General features: G+C 54.0%; 13 protein-coding genes and 2 tRNA genes. 10 read left to right on the top strand and 5 right to left on the bottom strand.

Features of this window, described 5'->3' with window-relative positions; genetic code table 11:
- Positions 1 to 89 precede the first annotated feature (89 nt).
- Together ACVCAM_RS06285 and cgtA are read left to right on the top strand one after the other, a co-directional pair.
- Positions 90 to 1,055: a DMT family transporter gene (locus ACVCAM_RS06285; protein WP_008501462.1), complete on the top strand. Its 966-nt coding sequence runs from the start codon at positions 90 to 92 to the stop codon at positions 1,053 to 1,055.
- 15 nt (positions 1,056 to 1,070) lie between these two features.
- Positions 1,071 to 2,246: an Obg family GTPase CgtA gene (gene cgtA / locus ACVCAM_RS06280; RefSeq protein WP_021242261.1), complete on the top strand. Its 1,176-nt coding sequence runs from the start codon at positions 1,071 to 1,073 to the stop codon at positions 2,244 to 2,246.
- 34 nt (positions 2,247 to 2,280) lie between these two features.
- On the opposite strand, the gene pmrB is transcribed toward cgtA, so the two are convergent.
- The 3 genes from pmrB to dacB are packed head-to-tail and all read right to left on the bottom strand — an operon-like array spanning position 2,281 to position 5,419.
- The gene (pmrB, locus tag ACVCAM_RS06275) at positions 2,281 to 3,324 is read right to left on the bottom strand and encodes a two-component system sensor histidine kinase PmrB (RefSeq protein ID WP_025912550.1); all 1,044 of its coding nucleotides are present in this window, start codon (positions 3,322 to 3,324) and stop codon (positions 2,281 to 2,283) included.
- A complete protein-coding gene (gene pmrA, locus ACVCAM_RS06270; RefSeq protein ID WP_008501465.1) occupies positions 3,321 to 3,983 on the bottom strand; it encodes a two-component system response regulator PmrA in 663 nt (220 codons plus the stop codon). Before pmrA ends, pmrB begins: the two co-directional genes overlap by 4 nt.
- 2 nt (positions 3,984 to 3,985) lie before the next feature.
- Positions 3,986 to 5,419 (bottom strand): serine-type D-Ala-D-Ala carboxypeptidase, encoded by a 1,434-nt coding sequence (dacB, locus tag ACVCAM_RS06265; protein ID WP_407223712.1) that lies wholly within the window; start codon positions 5,417 to 5,419, stop codon positions 3,986 to 3,988.
- A 228-nt stretch (positions 5,420 to 5,647) separates the two neighbouring features.
- Between dacB and greA the strand changes: the two genes are divergently transcribed.
- The gene (gene greA, locus ACVCAM_RS06260; RefSeq protein ID WP_003861815.1) at positions 5,648 to 6,124 is read left to right on the top strand and encodes a transcription elongation factor GreA; all 477 of its coding nucleotides are present in this window, start codon (positions 5,648 to 5,650) and stop codon (positions 6,122 to 6,124) included.
- A gap of 151 nt (positions 6,125 to 6,275) precedes the next feature.
- Here greA and yhbY read toward each other — a convergent pair whose 3' ends face one another.
- The gene (yhbY, locus tag ACVCAM_RS06255) at positions 6,276 to 6,569 is read right to left on the bottom strand and encodes a ribosome assembly RNA-binding protein YhbY (protein WP_003861814.1); all 294 of its coding nucleotides are present in this window, start codon (positions 6,567 to 6,569) and stop codon (positions 6,276 to 6,278) included.
- A 127-nt stretch (positions 6,570 to 6,696) separates the two neighbouring features.
- Here yhbY and rlmE point away from each other — a divergent pair, with 127 nt between their 5' ends.
- From rlmE to ACVCAM_RS06225, 6 genes are all read left to right on the top strand, one after another.
- The gene (gene rlmE, locus ACVCAM_RS06250; RefSeq protein ID WP_003861812.1) at positions 6,697 to 7,323 is read left to right on the top strand and encodes a 23S rRNA (uridine(2552)-2'-O)-methyltransferase RlmE; all 627 of its coding nucleotides are present in this window, start codon (positions 6,697 to 6,699) and stop codon (positions 7,321 to 7,323) included.
- A 102-nt stretch (positions 7,324 to 7,425) separates the two neighbouring features.
- A complete protein-coding gene (gene ftsH / locus ACVCAM_RS06245) occupies positions 7,426 to 9,360 on the top strand; it encodes an ATP-dependent zinc metalloprotease FtsH (RefSeq protein WP_013098921.1) in 1,935 nt (644 codons plus the stop codon).
- A 98-nt stretch (positions 9,361 to 9,458) separates the two neighbouring features.
- Positions 9,459 to 10,307 (top strand): dihydropteroate synthase, encoded by an 849-nt coding sequence (gene folP / locus ACVCAM_RS06240; RefSeq protein WP_008501468.1) that lies wholly within the window; start codon positions 9,459 to 9,461, stop codon positions 10,305 to 10,307.
- Positions 10,300 to 11,637: a phosphoglucosamine mutase gene (gene glmM, locus ACVCAM_RS06235; RefSeq protein ID WP_021242257.1), complete on the top strand. Its 1,338-nt coding sequence runs from the start codon at positions 10,300 to 10,302 to the stop codon at positions 11,635 to 11,637. Before folP ends, glmM begins: the two co-directional genes overlap by 8 nt.
- A 223-nt stretch (positions 11,638 to 11,860) precedes the next feature.
- Positions 11,861 to 12,193, top strand: coding sequence for a preprotein translocase subunit SecG (gene secG / locus ACVCAM_RS06230; protein ID WP_021242256.1), 333 nt, complete (start codon positions 11,861 to 11,863; stop codon positions 12,191 to 12,193).
- A 9-nt stretch (positions 12,194 to 12,202) separates the two neighbouring features.
- Positions 12,203 to 12,289, top strand: a tRNA-Leu gene (locus tag ACVCAM_RS06225).
- 179 nt (positions 12,290 to 12,468) lie between these two features.
- Here the strand turns inward: ACVCAM_RS06225 and argG are convergent.
- Positions 12,469 to 13,815: an argininosuccinate synthase gene (gene argG, locus ACVCAM_RS06220; RefSeq protein WP_023294661.1), complete on the bottom strand. Its 1,347-nt coding sequence runs from the start codon at positions 13,813 to 13,815 to the stop codon at positions 12,469 to 12,471.
- Positions 13,816 to 14,102: 287 nt separating this feature from the next.
- Here argG and ACVCAM_RS06215 point away from each other — a divergent pair.
- Positions 14,103 to 14,179: transfer RNA gene (locus tag ACVCAM_RS06215), tRNA-Met, on the top strand.
- Positions 14,180 to 14,346: the final 167 nt, after the last annotated feature.

Below are 14,346 nucleotides of genomic sequence, written 5' to 3'. Positions count from 1 at the left end.
TCGGTCCGGTAACGGATTAAAGCCCCGCAACCTGTTGCGGGGCTTTTTACATTGGAAACCCGGTAATTTTTTCTGTAGGGAAAACGGGCATGAAGCAGCAGGCCGGCATAGGAATTCTTTTGGCGCTCACAACCGCAATGTGCTGGGGTGCGCTGCCAATTGCAATGAAGCAGGTACTGGAAGTGATGGAGCCGCCTACGGTGGTCTTTTATCGCTTTCTGATGGCAAGCATCGGCCTCGGGGCGATTCTGGCCATCAAAGGTAAGCTTCCACCCTTGCGGCTCTTCCGTAAACCGCGCTGGCTGGTATTGCTGGCTATCGCGACGGGCGGTCTGTTCGGTAACTTCATCCTGTTCAGCTCTTCCCTGCAATATCTCAGCCCCACGGCGTCGCAGGTGATTGGTCAGCTTTCGCCGGTGGGCATGATGGTCGCCAGCGTCTTTATCCTCAAGGAGAAGATGCGCGGTACGCAGATTATCGGGGCGAGCATGCTGTTGTGCGGTCTGGTGATGTTCTTCAACACCAGTCTGATCGAGATTTTTACCCGCCTGACGGATTACACATGGGGTGTCATTTTCGGTGTGGGGGCAGCAACGGTCTGGGTGAGCTATGGCGTCGCGCAAAAGGTGTTATTGCGTCGGCTTGCCTCACAGCAGATCCTCTTTTTGCTGTACACTTTGTGTACAATAGCATTGCTGCCATTAGCGAAGCCGGGCGTGATTACCCAGCTTAGCGACTGGCAACTGGCGTGCCTCATTTTTTGTGGGCTGAACACGCTGGTCGGTTATGGCGCGCTGGCCGAAGCGATGGCGCGCTGGCAGGCAGCACAGGTGAGCGCGTTGATCACGCTTACCCCGCTGTTTACGCTGTTATTTTCAGATTTGTTATCAATGGCCTGGCCCGATGTCTTCGTCAGACCGATGCTCAACCTGTTGGGTTATCTCGGTGCGTTTGTCGTGGTTGCGGGCGCGATGTATTCCGCCATTGGTCATCGTCTTTGGGGACGTTGGCGCAAAAATGAAGCGGTTGTAGTAGTCCCCCGCTCAGGCGAATGAGTTACGGAGAGTAAAATGAAGTTTGTTGATGAAGCGACGATCCTGGTCGTGGCTGGTGATGGCGGCAACGGTTGCGTGAGCTTCCGCCGTGAAAAGTATATCCCTCGTGGCGGTCCTGATGGCGGCGACGGTGGGGATGGTGGTGACGTGTGGCTGGAGGCGGATGAGAACCTCAACACGCTGATCGACTACCGTTTCGAAAAATCCTTCCGCGCTGAACGTGGCCAGAACGGCCAGAGCCGTGACTGTACCGGGAAACGCGGTAAAGACGTCACCATTAAAGTTCCGGTCGGTACGCGTGTGATTGACCAGGGGACGGGTGAAACCATGGGCGACATGACCAAACACGGTCAGCGCCTGATGGTGGCGAAAGGCGGCTGGCACGGTCTGGGTAACAGCCGTTTCAAATCTTCCGTTAACCGTACGCCGCGTCAGAAAACGATGGGTACGCCGGGCGATAAGCGCGACCTGCAGCTGGAACTGATGCTTCTGGCTGACGTGGGCATGCTGGGTATGCCAAACGCAGGTAAATCGACGTTTATTCGCGCGGTTTCTGCGGCGAAGCCAAAAGTGGCTGACTATCCGTTTACCACGCTGGTACCAAGCCTGGGCGTTGTCCGTATGGATAACGAGAAGAGCTTCGTGGTCGCCGATATTCCGGGCCTGATTGAAGGCGCCGCGGAAGGGGCGGGTCTGGGTATTCGCTTCCTGAAACACCTTGAGCGCTGCCGCGTGCTGCTGCACCTCATTGATATCGATCCTATCGACGGTTCCGATCCGGTTGAAAACGCCCGCATCATTGTTGGCGAGCTGGAGAAATACAGCGAGAAACTGGCGAACAAACCACGCTGGCTGGTCTTCAACAAGATCGACCTGATGGACAAAGCCGAAGCGGAAGCAAAAGCGAAAGCCATTGCTGAAGCAATGGGTTGGGAAGATAAATACTACCTGATCTCTGCGGCAAGCCAGGTTGGCGTGAAAGATCTGTGCTGGGATGTGATGACCTTCATCATTGAGAACCCAATTGTTCAGGCGGAAGAAGTCAAACAGCCTGAAAAAGTCGAATTCATGTGGGATGACTACCACCGCCAGCAGCTCGAAGAGCTGGAAGCGGAAGAAGACGATGAAGACTGGGATGATGACTGGGATGAAGACGACGAAGAAGGCGTCGAGTTCATCTACAAGCACTAATTGCTGTTCAAAGCCCCCGTTATGGGGGCTTTTTTTATTCCAGCGTTGCGGGCAGCCAGCAGCTGGCGATTAAGCCACCTTCAGCGCCATTCTCAAGCGTTAGCCTGCCGTGGTGGAGCTGGAGGATGCGCTGCACGATGCTCAGGCCCAGCCCACTGCCTCCGTAGCGCTGGTCAAGACGGCGGAACGGCTCGGTAATTGACTGTCGGTGCGCTTCATCAATTCCAGGACCCTGATCGATAACGCTAATCTGCGTCCCGCCGTCGACCTCGGTTAATGTCACTGTAATCGTTGTCCCTGCCGGGCTGTAGCGCCCGGCATTCTCCAGCAGGTTGCGCAGCATGAGGCGCAGGAGAACGGCGTCTCCCTGAACCGTGAGCGCGCTTTTAGCGGGCCAAATCACCGTATGCTCTTTGGCTTCATGCCCCAGGCCGAGAGGTTCAATGATATTTTCCGTCCAGTTCACGGTTTCGTAGTGTCCGCTCGCCATGGCCTGTCCGGCCCGGGCCAGCATCAGCAGCTGTTCGACGGTATGCATGAGCTGATCGATACGGCTAATCAGCGTGGCGGCCTGTGGCGCACCTGACTGTGACATCAGCTCCAGATGGAGCCGGATGCCAGCAAGAGGCGTTCTCAGCTCGTGAGCGGCGTCTGCAGTGAAGAGACGTTCCTGCTGAATGGTGCTATCCAGCCGGGCCAGCAGCTGGTTCAGGGAGGTCGTCACCGCGCCAATTTCTTCCATGTCGGAATACATGGGAAGCGGGGTTAAGTTATCGGCTGAACGATTAGCGAGGCTGGCGCGGAGTTTATTCAGCGGCCGGGTTATCCAGGTGACCGCCCAGAAAGAGAAGAGCAGGGTAAAGCCAACCATCACCAGAGAAGGGACCAGCAGCGAGGCAATCGCTTCGCGTATCTCTTTCTCAACGTGATTATTGCGCGCTTTCGCTGACAGCGTTTCGTTGACCAGAAAACCAATCTGTTCACGGCTTTCATGCCATAGCCAGATGACGCTTATCAGCTGGAAAAACAGGAGAATGACCGCCAGCAGTACCATCAGACGCCGACGCATGCTGTTCATTTCTGGCTCTCCAGACGATAGCCGACGCCGCGAACGGTTTTGATCCTGTCTTTGCCGAGCTTACGCCGCAGATTATGGATGTGGACCTCAAGGGTATTTGACCCGGGATCGTCCTGCCAGGAGTAGATATCCTGCTGGAGCGTTTCTCTGTGTACCGTTTGCCCGCTGCGCATGATCAGACGCGTAAGCAAGGCGAACTCTTTTGGCGTGACCTCTACGGCCTGATCCTGTTGCAGCACCTGCTGGGTTTGCAAATTCAGCGTAATGTCGCCGTCGGTCAGTAAGTTATCACTATGGCCCTGATAACGGCGAATCAACGCTCGCACCCGTGCCTGCAGCTCCGCGAGCGCGAAAGGCTTCACCAGATAATCATCTGCGCCTGCATCGAGGCCGGTGATACGATCTTCAATGGCATCACGTGCCGTCAGGATCAGGACGGGATTGTTGATGCCGCGACGTCGCCACTGGCTGAGCAGCGTGGCGCCGTCTTTATCCGGCAAGCCCAAATCGAGGATCACCAGGCTGTATTCGCCGCTCTGGATCAGGGCATCCGCCTCTGCTGCGGTGCCTGCACAGTCGAGAGCATACCCTTCATTGGCCAGCCCCAGCGCCAGCCCTTCCTGCAATAACAGATCGTCTTCAACTATAAGTAGTTTCATCGCTAGTTATTCTGGTAGATGTCCTTATAAAGCCTGCTTTCGAAGCGAACCAGCGGAATACGACGATTGCGCTGATCGGTCGGTTCGACGGCATAGCCGGAAAGATACTGCACGAATGCCATACGCTGTCCGCTGGCGGTAGTGATGAAGCCTGCAAGGTTGTAAACCCCCTGCAGTGAGCCTGTTTTCGCGGAGACTTTGCCATCCACGCCGGCAGCGTGAAGCCCTGCGCGGTACTGCAGTGAACCGTCATGTCCGGCCAGCGGCAGCATTGAAATAAAGTTTAGCTCAGTGTCATGCTGTGCAATGTACTGAAGCACCTGCATCATCGTGGCCGGAGAGATCAAATTATGGCGCGACAGGCCGGAGCCATCGACGGCGATGGTATTACCCAGGTCGATCCCCGCCTGCTGGCGCAGAATCTGACGCACCGCGTCTGAGCCCGCGCGCCAGGTTCCCGGCACGCCGAAACGGGCGTGGCCAATCATGCGGAACACCGTATCGGCAATCATGTTGTCCGACTTTTTCAGCATAATTCGCAGTAAATCGTGCAGCGGCGCAGACTGTTTGCTGGCGATGACCGTGCCGGGCTGGTTGACCTGCGTCTGACGAAGCAGGGTACCGGAATAGGTTATTCCCGCTTGTTTCAGCTCATCTTTCAGGATGGCGCCTGCATAGCTTGCGCCATCCTGTATTGCAAAGGCCAGCGGCAGCGGATCGGCGCGCTGCGTCAGGCAGCCGGTGAGCGTGAAGCGGTTAAGGTCGCCTGGCACCACATCCAGTTCGCAATACTGGGCATCGGGGGAACCCTTGGCCAGCGTGCGAACCTGGCTAAACATGGTGACCGGGTAGTAGGACGCGATGCGGATAAATGCTAAATCATCCGGCTTTGGCGCACTGTAAAGCGAAACCGAGAAGCAGTTGCGGTCAACAATCGCGGCGGCGGGCGGGGCGCTAAAGCACTGCGTCATGTCGTTCCACGGCCAGCCCGGAGCTTTGTCGTGGCTGGCAAAGATGGACGTGTCGATCAGCACATTGCCATCAATTTTCTGCACGCCGGTTTTTTTTAGCACCGCAACCATATTGCGGATATCCTGGCGTTTAAAGGTCGGATCGCCGCCAAAACGGGCGATAAGATCGCCTTTCAGTTCGCCACCCTCGACGTTACCTTTGGTTTCAAGGGTGGTCGTAAAACGGAAGTCAGGCCCGAGCTGGAGCAGAGCGGCGAGGGCGGTGATCACCTTTTGGGTACTGGCAGGCAGCGCCATCTGTTGACTGTGATAGTCAATCTCGGGAGCCTGCGCGCCAACCTTCTGCACCATCAGGGCAAGGTTCGCGCCGGCGGGAAGCTGATTAATGTACTCATCAACATTCGCGGCCTGAACGGTGAACGTTATACTGGTAGTCAATCCGATGATAAAACTGGAAAATCGCATAATCTCGCGCTAACAACCCGAAAACAAACCGTCATACTACGGTGCATAGCACTGTAAAGTAAACGATGACCCATAGTGAACTTCGCGGTAAAATGCGTATCAAATTGAAAAATTGCTGCTGACCTGGGGCGTTGCTCCCGGGTCGGTTTTCTTTTTGCTTCTGGCCTGTTCAGGTGGGCTGGAGCAGGGAACACTGCTCCCAACAGGAATGTTTAAGAGGTATAACAAATGCAAGCTATTCCGATGACCTTACGTGGTGCCGAAAAACTGCGCGAAGAGCTGGATTTTCTGAAATCCGTACGTCGCCCTGAAATCATCGCCGCTATCGCGGAAGCGCGTGAGCATGGCGACCTGAAAGAGAACGCTGAATACCACGCCGCGCGTGAGCAGCAGGGCTTCTGTGAAGGGCGTATTAAAGATATCGAAGCAAAACTGTCCAATGCACAGGTTATCGATATCACCAAAATGCCGAATAATGGCCGTGTGATTTTTGGTTCAACCGTTACCGTGCTGAACCTGGACAACGACGAAGAGCAGACCTATCGCATCGTGGGTGATGATGAAGCTGACTTCAAACAGAACCTGATTTCGGTGAACTCACCGATTGCTCGCGGCCTGATTGGCAAAGAGCAGGACGATGTTGTCACCATCCGCACCCCTGGCGGTGAAGTGGAATACGAAATTATTAAGGTTGAATACCTGTAATTCGCTTCTCTACTAAGATGTTGATACATTGTAAAGAAAAGAAAAAGGCCGCGTAGCGGCCTTTTATCAACTCAAGGAGCATGGCATTTTGCTCGCCTGCTGACAGAAATCCCTCGTTTCACACAGAAAATGTGTTTAATTCAGGATATCCTTAACGTGGCAGCGAGATTTTACGCTCTTTAGATGGGCGGTAGAGCACCAGCGTTTTACCGATGACCTGTACATTACAGGCGCCGGTTTCGCGCACGATGGCTTCCACGATCAGGTTTTTAGTGTCTCTGTCTTCAGAGGCGATTTTCACCTTGATCAGCTCGTGGTGTTCCAGCGCTTGTTCAATCTCGGCAAGCACCCCTTCGGTCAAACCATTGTTGCCAAGCATCACTACAGGCTTGAGCGGATGTGCCAGACCTTTAAGGTGCTGTTTTTGTTTAGTACTCAGATTCATCGTATATTTTTGCTTACGTTGGGATTGAAAACGGTTCATTCTACCGCCATCTCCCTAATATCGCCAAATAGCTGCGTAGAAATTTACGTCACAGGCAAGTAACGATGAACCAGGACGGAAATGTTAAATGACAGGTAAAAAGCGTTCTGCCAGCTCCAGCCGCTGGCTTCAGGAACACTTTAGCGATAAATATGTTCAACAGGCACAGAAAAAGGGGTTGCGTTCCCGTGCCTGGTTTAAACTTGATGAAATACAGCAAAGTGACAAACTTTTTAAGCCGGGGATGACGGTTGTTGACCTCGGTGCGGCACCTGGCGGATGGTCCCAGTATGCGGTAACGCAGATCGGCGGAACGGGCCGAATCATCGCGTGCGATCTTTTACCAATGGATCCCATCGTCGGTGTCGACTTCCTTCAGGGCGACTTTCGTGATGAATTAGTGCTGAAAGCGTTACTTGATCGTGTAGGTGACAGTAAGGTCCAGGTTGTCATGTCAGATATGGCACCAAATATGTGCGGAACACCGGCGGTGGATATCCCCCGCGCCATGTATCTGGTGGAGCTAGCGTTAGAAATGTGTCGTGATGTACTAGCGCCTGGTGGTAGTTTTGTTGTGAAGGTGTTTCAGGGCGAAGGTTTCGAGGAGTATCTTAAGGAAATTCGCTCCCTGTTTGCGAAGGTCAAAGTTCGTAAGCCGGACTCTTCCCGGGCCCGTTCCCGTGAAGTGTATATTGTAGCGACCGGGCGAAAATGATAACCGGGAGATTTCAGACGAAAGTTTGAATGAAACTGGATATAGAGTATCCTGACGCTGTTTTTAACACAGTTGTAATATGAGGTTAATCCCTTGAGTGACATGGCGAAAAACCTAATACTCTGGCTGGTCATTGCCGTTGTGCTGATGTCAGTATTCCAGAGCTTTGGGCCCAGCGAGTCGAATGGCCGCAAGGTGGATTATTCTACCTTCCTGCAGGAGGTCAATCAGGACCAGGTTCGCGAAGCGCGTATCAACGGACGTGAGATCAACGTTACCAAGAAAGATAGTAACCGTTACACGACTTACATCCCGGTGAACGATCCTAAGCTGCTTGATAACCTTCTGACCAAAAACGTCAAAGTGGTAGGCGAGCCACCAGAAGAACCAAGCCTGTTGGCTTCTATCTTCATTTCCTGGTTCCCGATGCTGCTGCTTATCGGCGTCTGGATCTTCTTTATGCGCCAGATGCAGGGCGGCGGTGGCAAAGGTGCCATGTCGTTCGGTAAGAGCAAGGCGCGTATGTTGACGGAAGATCAGATCAAAACCACGTTTGCAGACGTCGCCGGGTGTGACGAAGCAAAAGAAGAGGTGGGTGAACTGGTTGAATACCTGCGCGAGCCGAGCCGTTTCCAGAAGCTGGGCGGTAAGATCCCGAAAGGCGTGCTGATGGTTGGCCCTCCGGGTACCGGTAAAACCCTGCTGGCGAAAGCCATCGCGGGTGAAGCGAAGGTGCCGTTCTTTACTATTTCTGGTTCTGACTTCGTTGAAATGTTCGTGGGTGTTGGTGCATCTCGTGTGCGTGACATGTTCGAGCAGGCCAAGAAGGCAGCACCGTGCATTATCTTCATCGATGAAATCGACGCCGTAGGCCGCCAGCGTGGCGCAGGCCTGGGCGGTGGTCACGATGAACGTGAACAGACGCTGAACCAGATGCTGGTTGAGATGGACGGCTTCGAAGGTAACGAAGGTATCATCGTTATCGCGGCAACTAACCGTCCGGACGTACTTGACCCGGCGCTGCTGCGTCCAGGCCGTTTCGACCGTCAGGTTGTTGTCGGTCTGCCGGATGTTCGCGGTCGTGAACAGATTCTGAAAGTCCACATGCGTCGCGTACCGCTGGCGCCAGATATCGACGCGGCAATCATTGCGCGCGGTACTCCGGGCTTCTCCGGTGCGGATCTCGCTAACCTGGTCAACGAAGCTGCACTGTTTGCCGCTCGCGGTAACAAGCGCGTCGTGTCGATGGTGGAGTTCGAGAAAGCGAAAGATAAGATCATGATGGGTGCGGAACGTCGCTCCATGGTGATGACGGAAGCGCAGAAAGAGTCCACGGCTTACCACGAAGCGGGTCACGCGATTATCGGTCGCCTGGTGCCGGAACACGATCCGGTGCATAAAGTGACGATTATTCCGCGCGGTCGTGCGCTGGGTGTGACCTTCTTCCTGCCTGAAGGCGACGCGATCAGCGCCAGCCGTCAGAAGCTGGAAAGCCAGATCTCAACCCTGTACGGCGGTCGTCTGGCGGAAGAGATTATTTACGGTCCGGAACATGTTTCTACCGGTGCGTCGAACGACATTAAAGTGGCGACAAACCTGGCGCGTAACATGGTGACGCAGTGGGGCTTCTCCGACAAACTCGGTCCGCTGCTGTATGCAGAGGAAGAGGGTGAGGTGTTCCTGGGCCGCTCCGTCGCGAAAGCGAAACATATGTCCGATGAAACGGCTCGTATCATCGACCAGGAAGTGAAAGCGCTGATTGAACGTAACTACGGTCGCGCGCGTCAGATCCTGAATGACAACATGGACATTCTGCATTCCATGAAAGATGCGCTCATGAAATATGAGACCATCGATGCACCGCAGATTGACGACCTGATGGCGCGCCGCGAAGTGCGTCCGCCAGCAGGCTGGGAAGACCCAGGCGCTTCCAATAACTCTGACAACAATGGCACCCCGCGTGCGCCGCGTCCGGTTGATGAACCGCGTACGCCAAACCCGGGCAACACCATGTCAGAACAGTTGGGCGATAAGTAAGTCACTGCTGTTGAAGCGTTTGTTTGTACCTCAAACCCTGGAGCTTGCTCCGGGGTTTTTCATTTCTGTTTAACCATTTAGATATCAGGGATTTCGCCATGAAATTATTCGCTCAGGACTCGCATCTCGATCTTTCACATCCCCATGTGATGGGGATCCTGAATGTTACCCCTGACTCCTTCTCTGACGGCGGCACGCATAACACGCTTATCGAGGCGGTTAAGCATGCGAATTTAATGATTAATGCAGGTGCCACCATCATTGATGTTGGCGGCGAATCGACGCGCCCCGGTGCGGCGGACGTGTCTGTGGAAGAAGAGCTGGCGCGCGTGGTGCCGGTCGTTGAAGCAATCGCGCAGCGGTTTGAAGTGTGGATCTCAGTAGATACCTCCAAACCGGAAGTGATCCGAGAAGTTGCGAAAGTGGGCGCTCACATTATCAATGATATTCGTTCACTTACCGAGCCGGGAGCGATTGAGGCGGCTGCGGAAACCGGGCTGCCGGTTTGCCTGATGCATATGCAGGGGCAACCGAAAACCATGCAGGACGCGCCGAAGTATGACGATGTCTTTGCCGACGTAAATCGCTTCTTTATTGAGCATATCGAACGTTGTGAACGTGCCGGTATCCCAAAAGAGAAATTGCTGCTCGACCCGGGGTTCGGTTTCGGTAAAAATCTCTCACACAACTATGCGCTGCTTGCGCGCTTATCGGAATTTCATCATTTTGGCCTGCCGCTGCTGGTGGGGATGTCGAGAAAGTCGATGATTGGCCAGTTGCTGAATGTAGGCCCGAGCGAACGCCTGAGCGGCAGCCTGGCCTGCGCGGTGATTGCGGCGATGCAGGGTGCGCACATCATTCGTGTCCATGACGTCAAAGAAACAGTAGAAGCCATGCGTGTGGTGGAAGCCACACTGGCAGCGAAGGAAAACAAACGCTATGAGTAATCGTAAATATTTTGGTACCGACGGTATCCGTGGGCGCGTAGGCGATGCTCCCATCACCCCTGATTTTGTCCTGAAGCTCGGCTGGGCTGCCGGCAAGGTTCTGGCGCGTCATGGCTCACGTAAAATTATCATCGGTAAAGACACTCGTATTTCCGGCTATATGCTGGAGTCCGCGCTGGAAGCGGGACTGGCGGCGGCTGGACTGTCCGCCTCTTTTACAGGCCCAATGCCAACGCCTGCGGTCGCGTATCTGACGCGCACCTTCCGTGCGGAAGCGGGGATTGTTATCTCGGCCTCTCACAACCCGTTCTACGACAACGGCATTAAGTTCTTCTCTATTGATGGCACCAAGCTGCCGGATGAGGTGGAAGAAGCCATTGAAGCTGAAATGGAAAAAGAGATCACCTGTGTTGATTCCGCCGAGCTGGGTAAAGCGAACCGTATCGTTGATGCGGCGGGTCGCTATATCGAATTCTGTAAAGGCACCTTCCCGAATGAGCTGAGCCTGGCCCACCTCAAAATTGTGGTGGACTGTGCAAATGGCGCGACCTATCACATCGCCCCGAATGTCTTCCGCGAACTGGGTGCGAAAGTAATCGCCATCGGCTGTGAGCCGGATGGTCTGAACATCAACGAGCAGGTCGGTGCGACGGACGTTCGTGCCCTGCAGGCGCGCGTGCTGGCAGAAAAAGCCGATCTGGGTATTGCGCTGGACGGCGATGGTGACCGCGTGATCATGGTTGATCACGAAGGTAACAAGGTCGACGGCGACCAGATCCTCTACATTATTGCGCGTGAAGGTCTGCGTCAGGGTCAGCTGCGCGGCGGTGCGGTCGGGACGCTGATGAGTAACATGGGCCTGGAACTGGCGCTGAAACAGCTCGGTATTCCGTTCGTTCGCGCGAAAGTGGGTGACCGCTATGTGTTGGAAAAATTGCAGGAGAAGGGCTGGCGTATCGGCGCTGAGAATTCAGGTCACGTGATCCTGCTCGACAAAACCACCACCGGTGACGGTATTGTGGCCGCGTTGCAGGTGGTTGCCGCCATGGCGCGAAACCATATGAGCCTGCACGATCTGTGTAGCGGCATGAAAATGTTCCCACAGATCCTGGTAAACGTACGTTTCACTGCCGGCAAAGGCGATCCGCTGGAAAATGAGAACGTGAAAGCGGTAATGGCTGACGTTGAAGCGGCCCTGGGCAGCCGTGGACGCGTGCTGCTGCGTAAGTCTGGTACTGAACCGCTGATCCGCGTGATGGTGGAAGGCGAAGACGAAGCGCAGGTAACCGAATTTGCGCACCGTATTGCGGATGCTGTTAAAGCTGCATAATCTTGCACGCTAAATGTTTAAAAAGGCGGCGTTTGCCGCCTTTGTTTTAAGCAATTAATGGCTTTTTGCTGTTTTTTTCCGCAGTTGATACAATGCGTCGAAAATGCCCTTGCGAAGGTGATTCGCTTTGGTTAGTATTCACACCCGCTTCAGTGGGAAACAGAAATCCTGCTAATTGGTCGAAGCATTGGTATGCGGCAAATCCGCAAGGAACAGGTTGATTATGTACGAAGCTCTTTTAGTTGTTTTCCTTATTGTAGCCATCGCTCTCGTAGCGCTGATTATGCTGCAGCAAGGTAAAGGCGCTGATATGGGAGCCTCCTTCGGAGCAGGCGCTTCCGGTACGCTGTTCGGTTCAAGTGGTTCTGCGAACTTCATGACCCGCACGACGGCGATTCTGGCGACGCTGTTCTTCATCATCAGTCTGGTGCTTGGCAATATCAACAGCAACAAGACCAGCAAAGGAAGCGAGTGGGAAAACCTGAGCGCGCCAGCAAAAACTGAGCAGACTCAGCCAGCTGCACCGGCTAAGCCAACCAGCGATATCCCGCAGTAAGTATTCCGTACCGAGGTGGTGGAATTGGTAGACACGCTACCTTGAGGTGGTAGTGCCCTAACGGGCTTGTGGGTTCGAGTCCCATCCTCGGTACCAATATTCCAGAAGAAAGACGTCGAAAGACGTCTTTTTTTTCGTCTGTAGCTTTTGCCGTTCGTAGGCCCGGTAAGCGCAGCGCCACCGGGCAAAATGGCGGGTGGCGCTGCGCTTACCCGCCCTACAAAAGCCGAACAAAAAGGCGCCCATTGGGCGCCTTTTGCATGTTTCATTATCGATTATTTCTTATCGCTGTGTTCCAGGTTTTCAACCTGCGGCAGGCCGTTACCTGAATTCGCAGAGAGCAGGCCATTCTCAACATAGTTGAACAGCTTCTCACGGGTATCGGTGATGTCCAGGTTACGCATGGTCAGCTGGCCAATACGATCGTCCGGTGAGAACACTGACTCACCTTTCTCCATGGTCAGACGCTCTGCTTTATAGGTCAGGTTATCAGACACGGTGTTCAGGATGGAGTAGTCGTTACCGCGACGCAGTTCCAGGGTCACTTCACCGGTAATTGCACTCGCCACCCAACGCTGAAGCGCATCACGCAGCATCAGCGCCTGCGGATCGAACCAGCGGCCCTGATACAGCAGTTTGCCCAGCTGACGGCCATGAGAGTGATACTGCTCAATGGTGTCTTCGTTGTGAATACCAGTCAGCAGACGCTCGTAAGCAATATGCAGCAGCGCCATTCCCGGGGCTTCATAGATGCCACGGCTTTTCGCTTCGATGATACGGTTTTCAATCTGATCGCTCATGCCCAGGCCGTGACGACCACCAATACGGTTAGCTTCCAGCATCAGCTCAACGTCATCAGAGAAGGTTTTGCCGTTCAGCGCAACCGGATGACCACGTTCGAAACGCACGGTCACTTCTTCTGCCGGGATCTTCACGTTCTCATCCCAGAACTTCACGCCCATGATTGGGTTAACGATCTTCACGCTGGAGTTCAGGAATTCCAGGTCTTTTGCTTCGTGCGTCGCACCCAGCATGTTGGAGTCGGTGGAGTAGGCTTTCTCGACGGACATCTTATAGTCAAAGCCGCAGGCGATCATAAACTCGGACATCTCATGACGACCACCCAGCTCGTCGATGAAGTCGGTATCCAGCCACGGTTTGTAGATCTGCAATTCGGCGTTGGTCAGCAGGCCATAACGATAGAAACGTTCAATATCGTTTCCTTTATAGGTGCTGCCATCACCCCAGATGTTGACGCCGTCTTCTTTCATGGCGGCAACCAGCATGGTACCGGTGACCGCACGGCCCAGCGGGGTGGTGTTGAAATAGGTCAGGCCGCCGGTGGTGTTATGGAATGCACCACACTGAATCGCCGCGATACCTTCCGCGACCAGTTGCTTACGGCAGTCAATCAGGCGCGCGTTCTCTGCACCATACTCTTTCGCGCGACGAGGAATGGCATCATAGTCGTCCTCATCCGGCTGACCCAGGTTCGCAGTATAAGCATACGGAACCGCTCCCTTCTGGCGCATCCACAGCAGTGCAGCGCTGGTATCCAGGCCACCTGAGAAAGCGATGCCAATACGTTGTCCTACCGGAAGATGCTTGAGAATCGTCGTCATAGAATAAAACCCTGCTTGATTGACTGATTAGAGACCGCTTTCGCTCTCTTGTGCATTTTTATGCAAAATAAGTGAGTATTCATTTAATCATCTTTTGGCGAAGACCGGAAGAGACTCGTGCGTTTTTTGTAAAAATTTTGGTCTGATCGATCTGGCGGAAGTCGCCTTGACAGGTGGGGTCAACTATCAATATACTAAACGCCGATTTTACGTCCCGTCTTCGGTACCAAATCCCAGCATTATTTGCAAATTCTGTCCAAAACGCGTAGAATTTGCCACGTTTCAGGCGCGGGGTGGAGCAGCCTGGTAGCTCGTCGGGCTCATAACCCGAAGGTCGTCGGTTCAAATCCGGCCCCCGCAACCACTTTCCCATAAAGTTCTTTTTCAAATATACTGTGAAGACTTAGAGCCTTCGTAGCTGGATTTGAAAAAATTCTTTCGGAGAGTGCTCCAGGCCACAGTTGTGGCTATAGGGTTCAGTTATCTAAAGCCCCGATTTATCGGGGTTTTTTGTTATCTGACTACAGAATA

Source organism: Enterobacter sp. CFEC122 (assembly GCF_052983755.1).
This window is presented reverse-complemented; position numbering and strand designations above follow the sequence as displayed.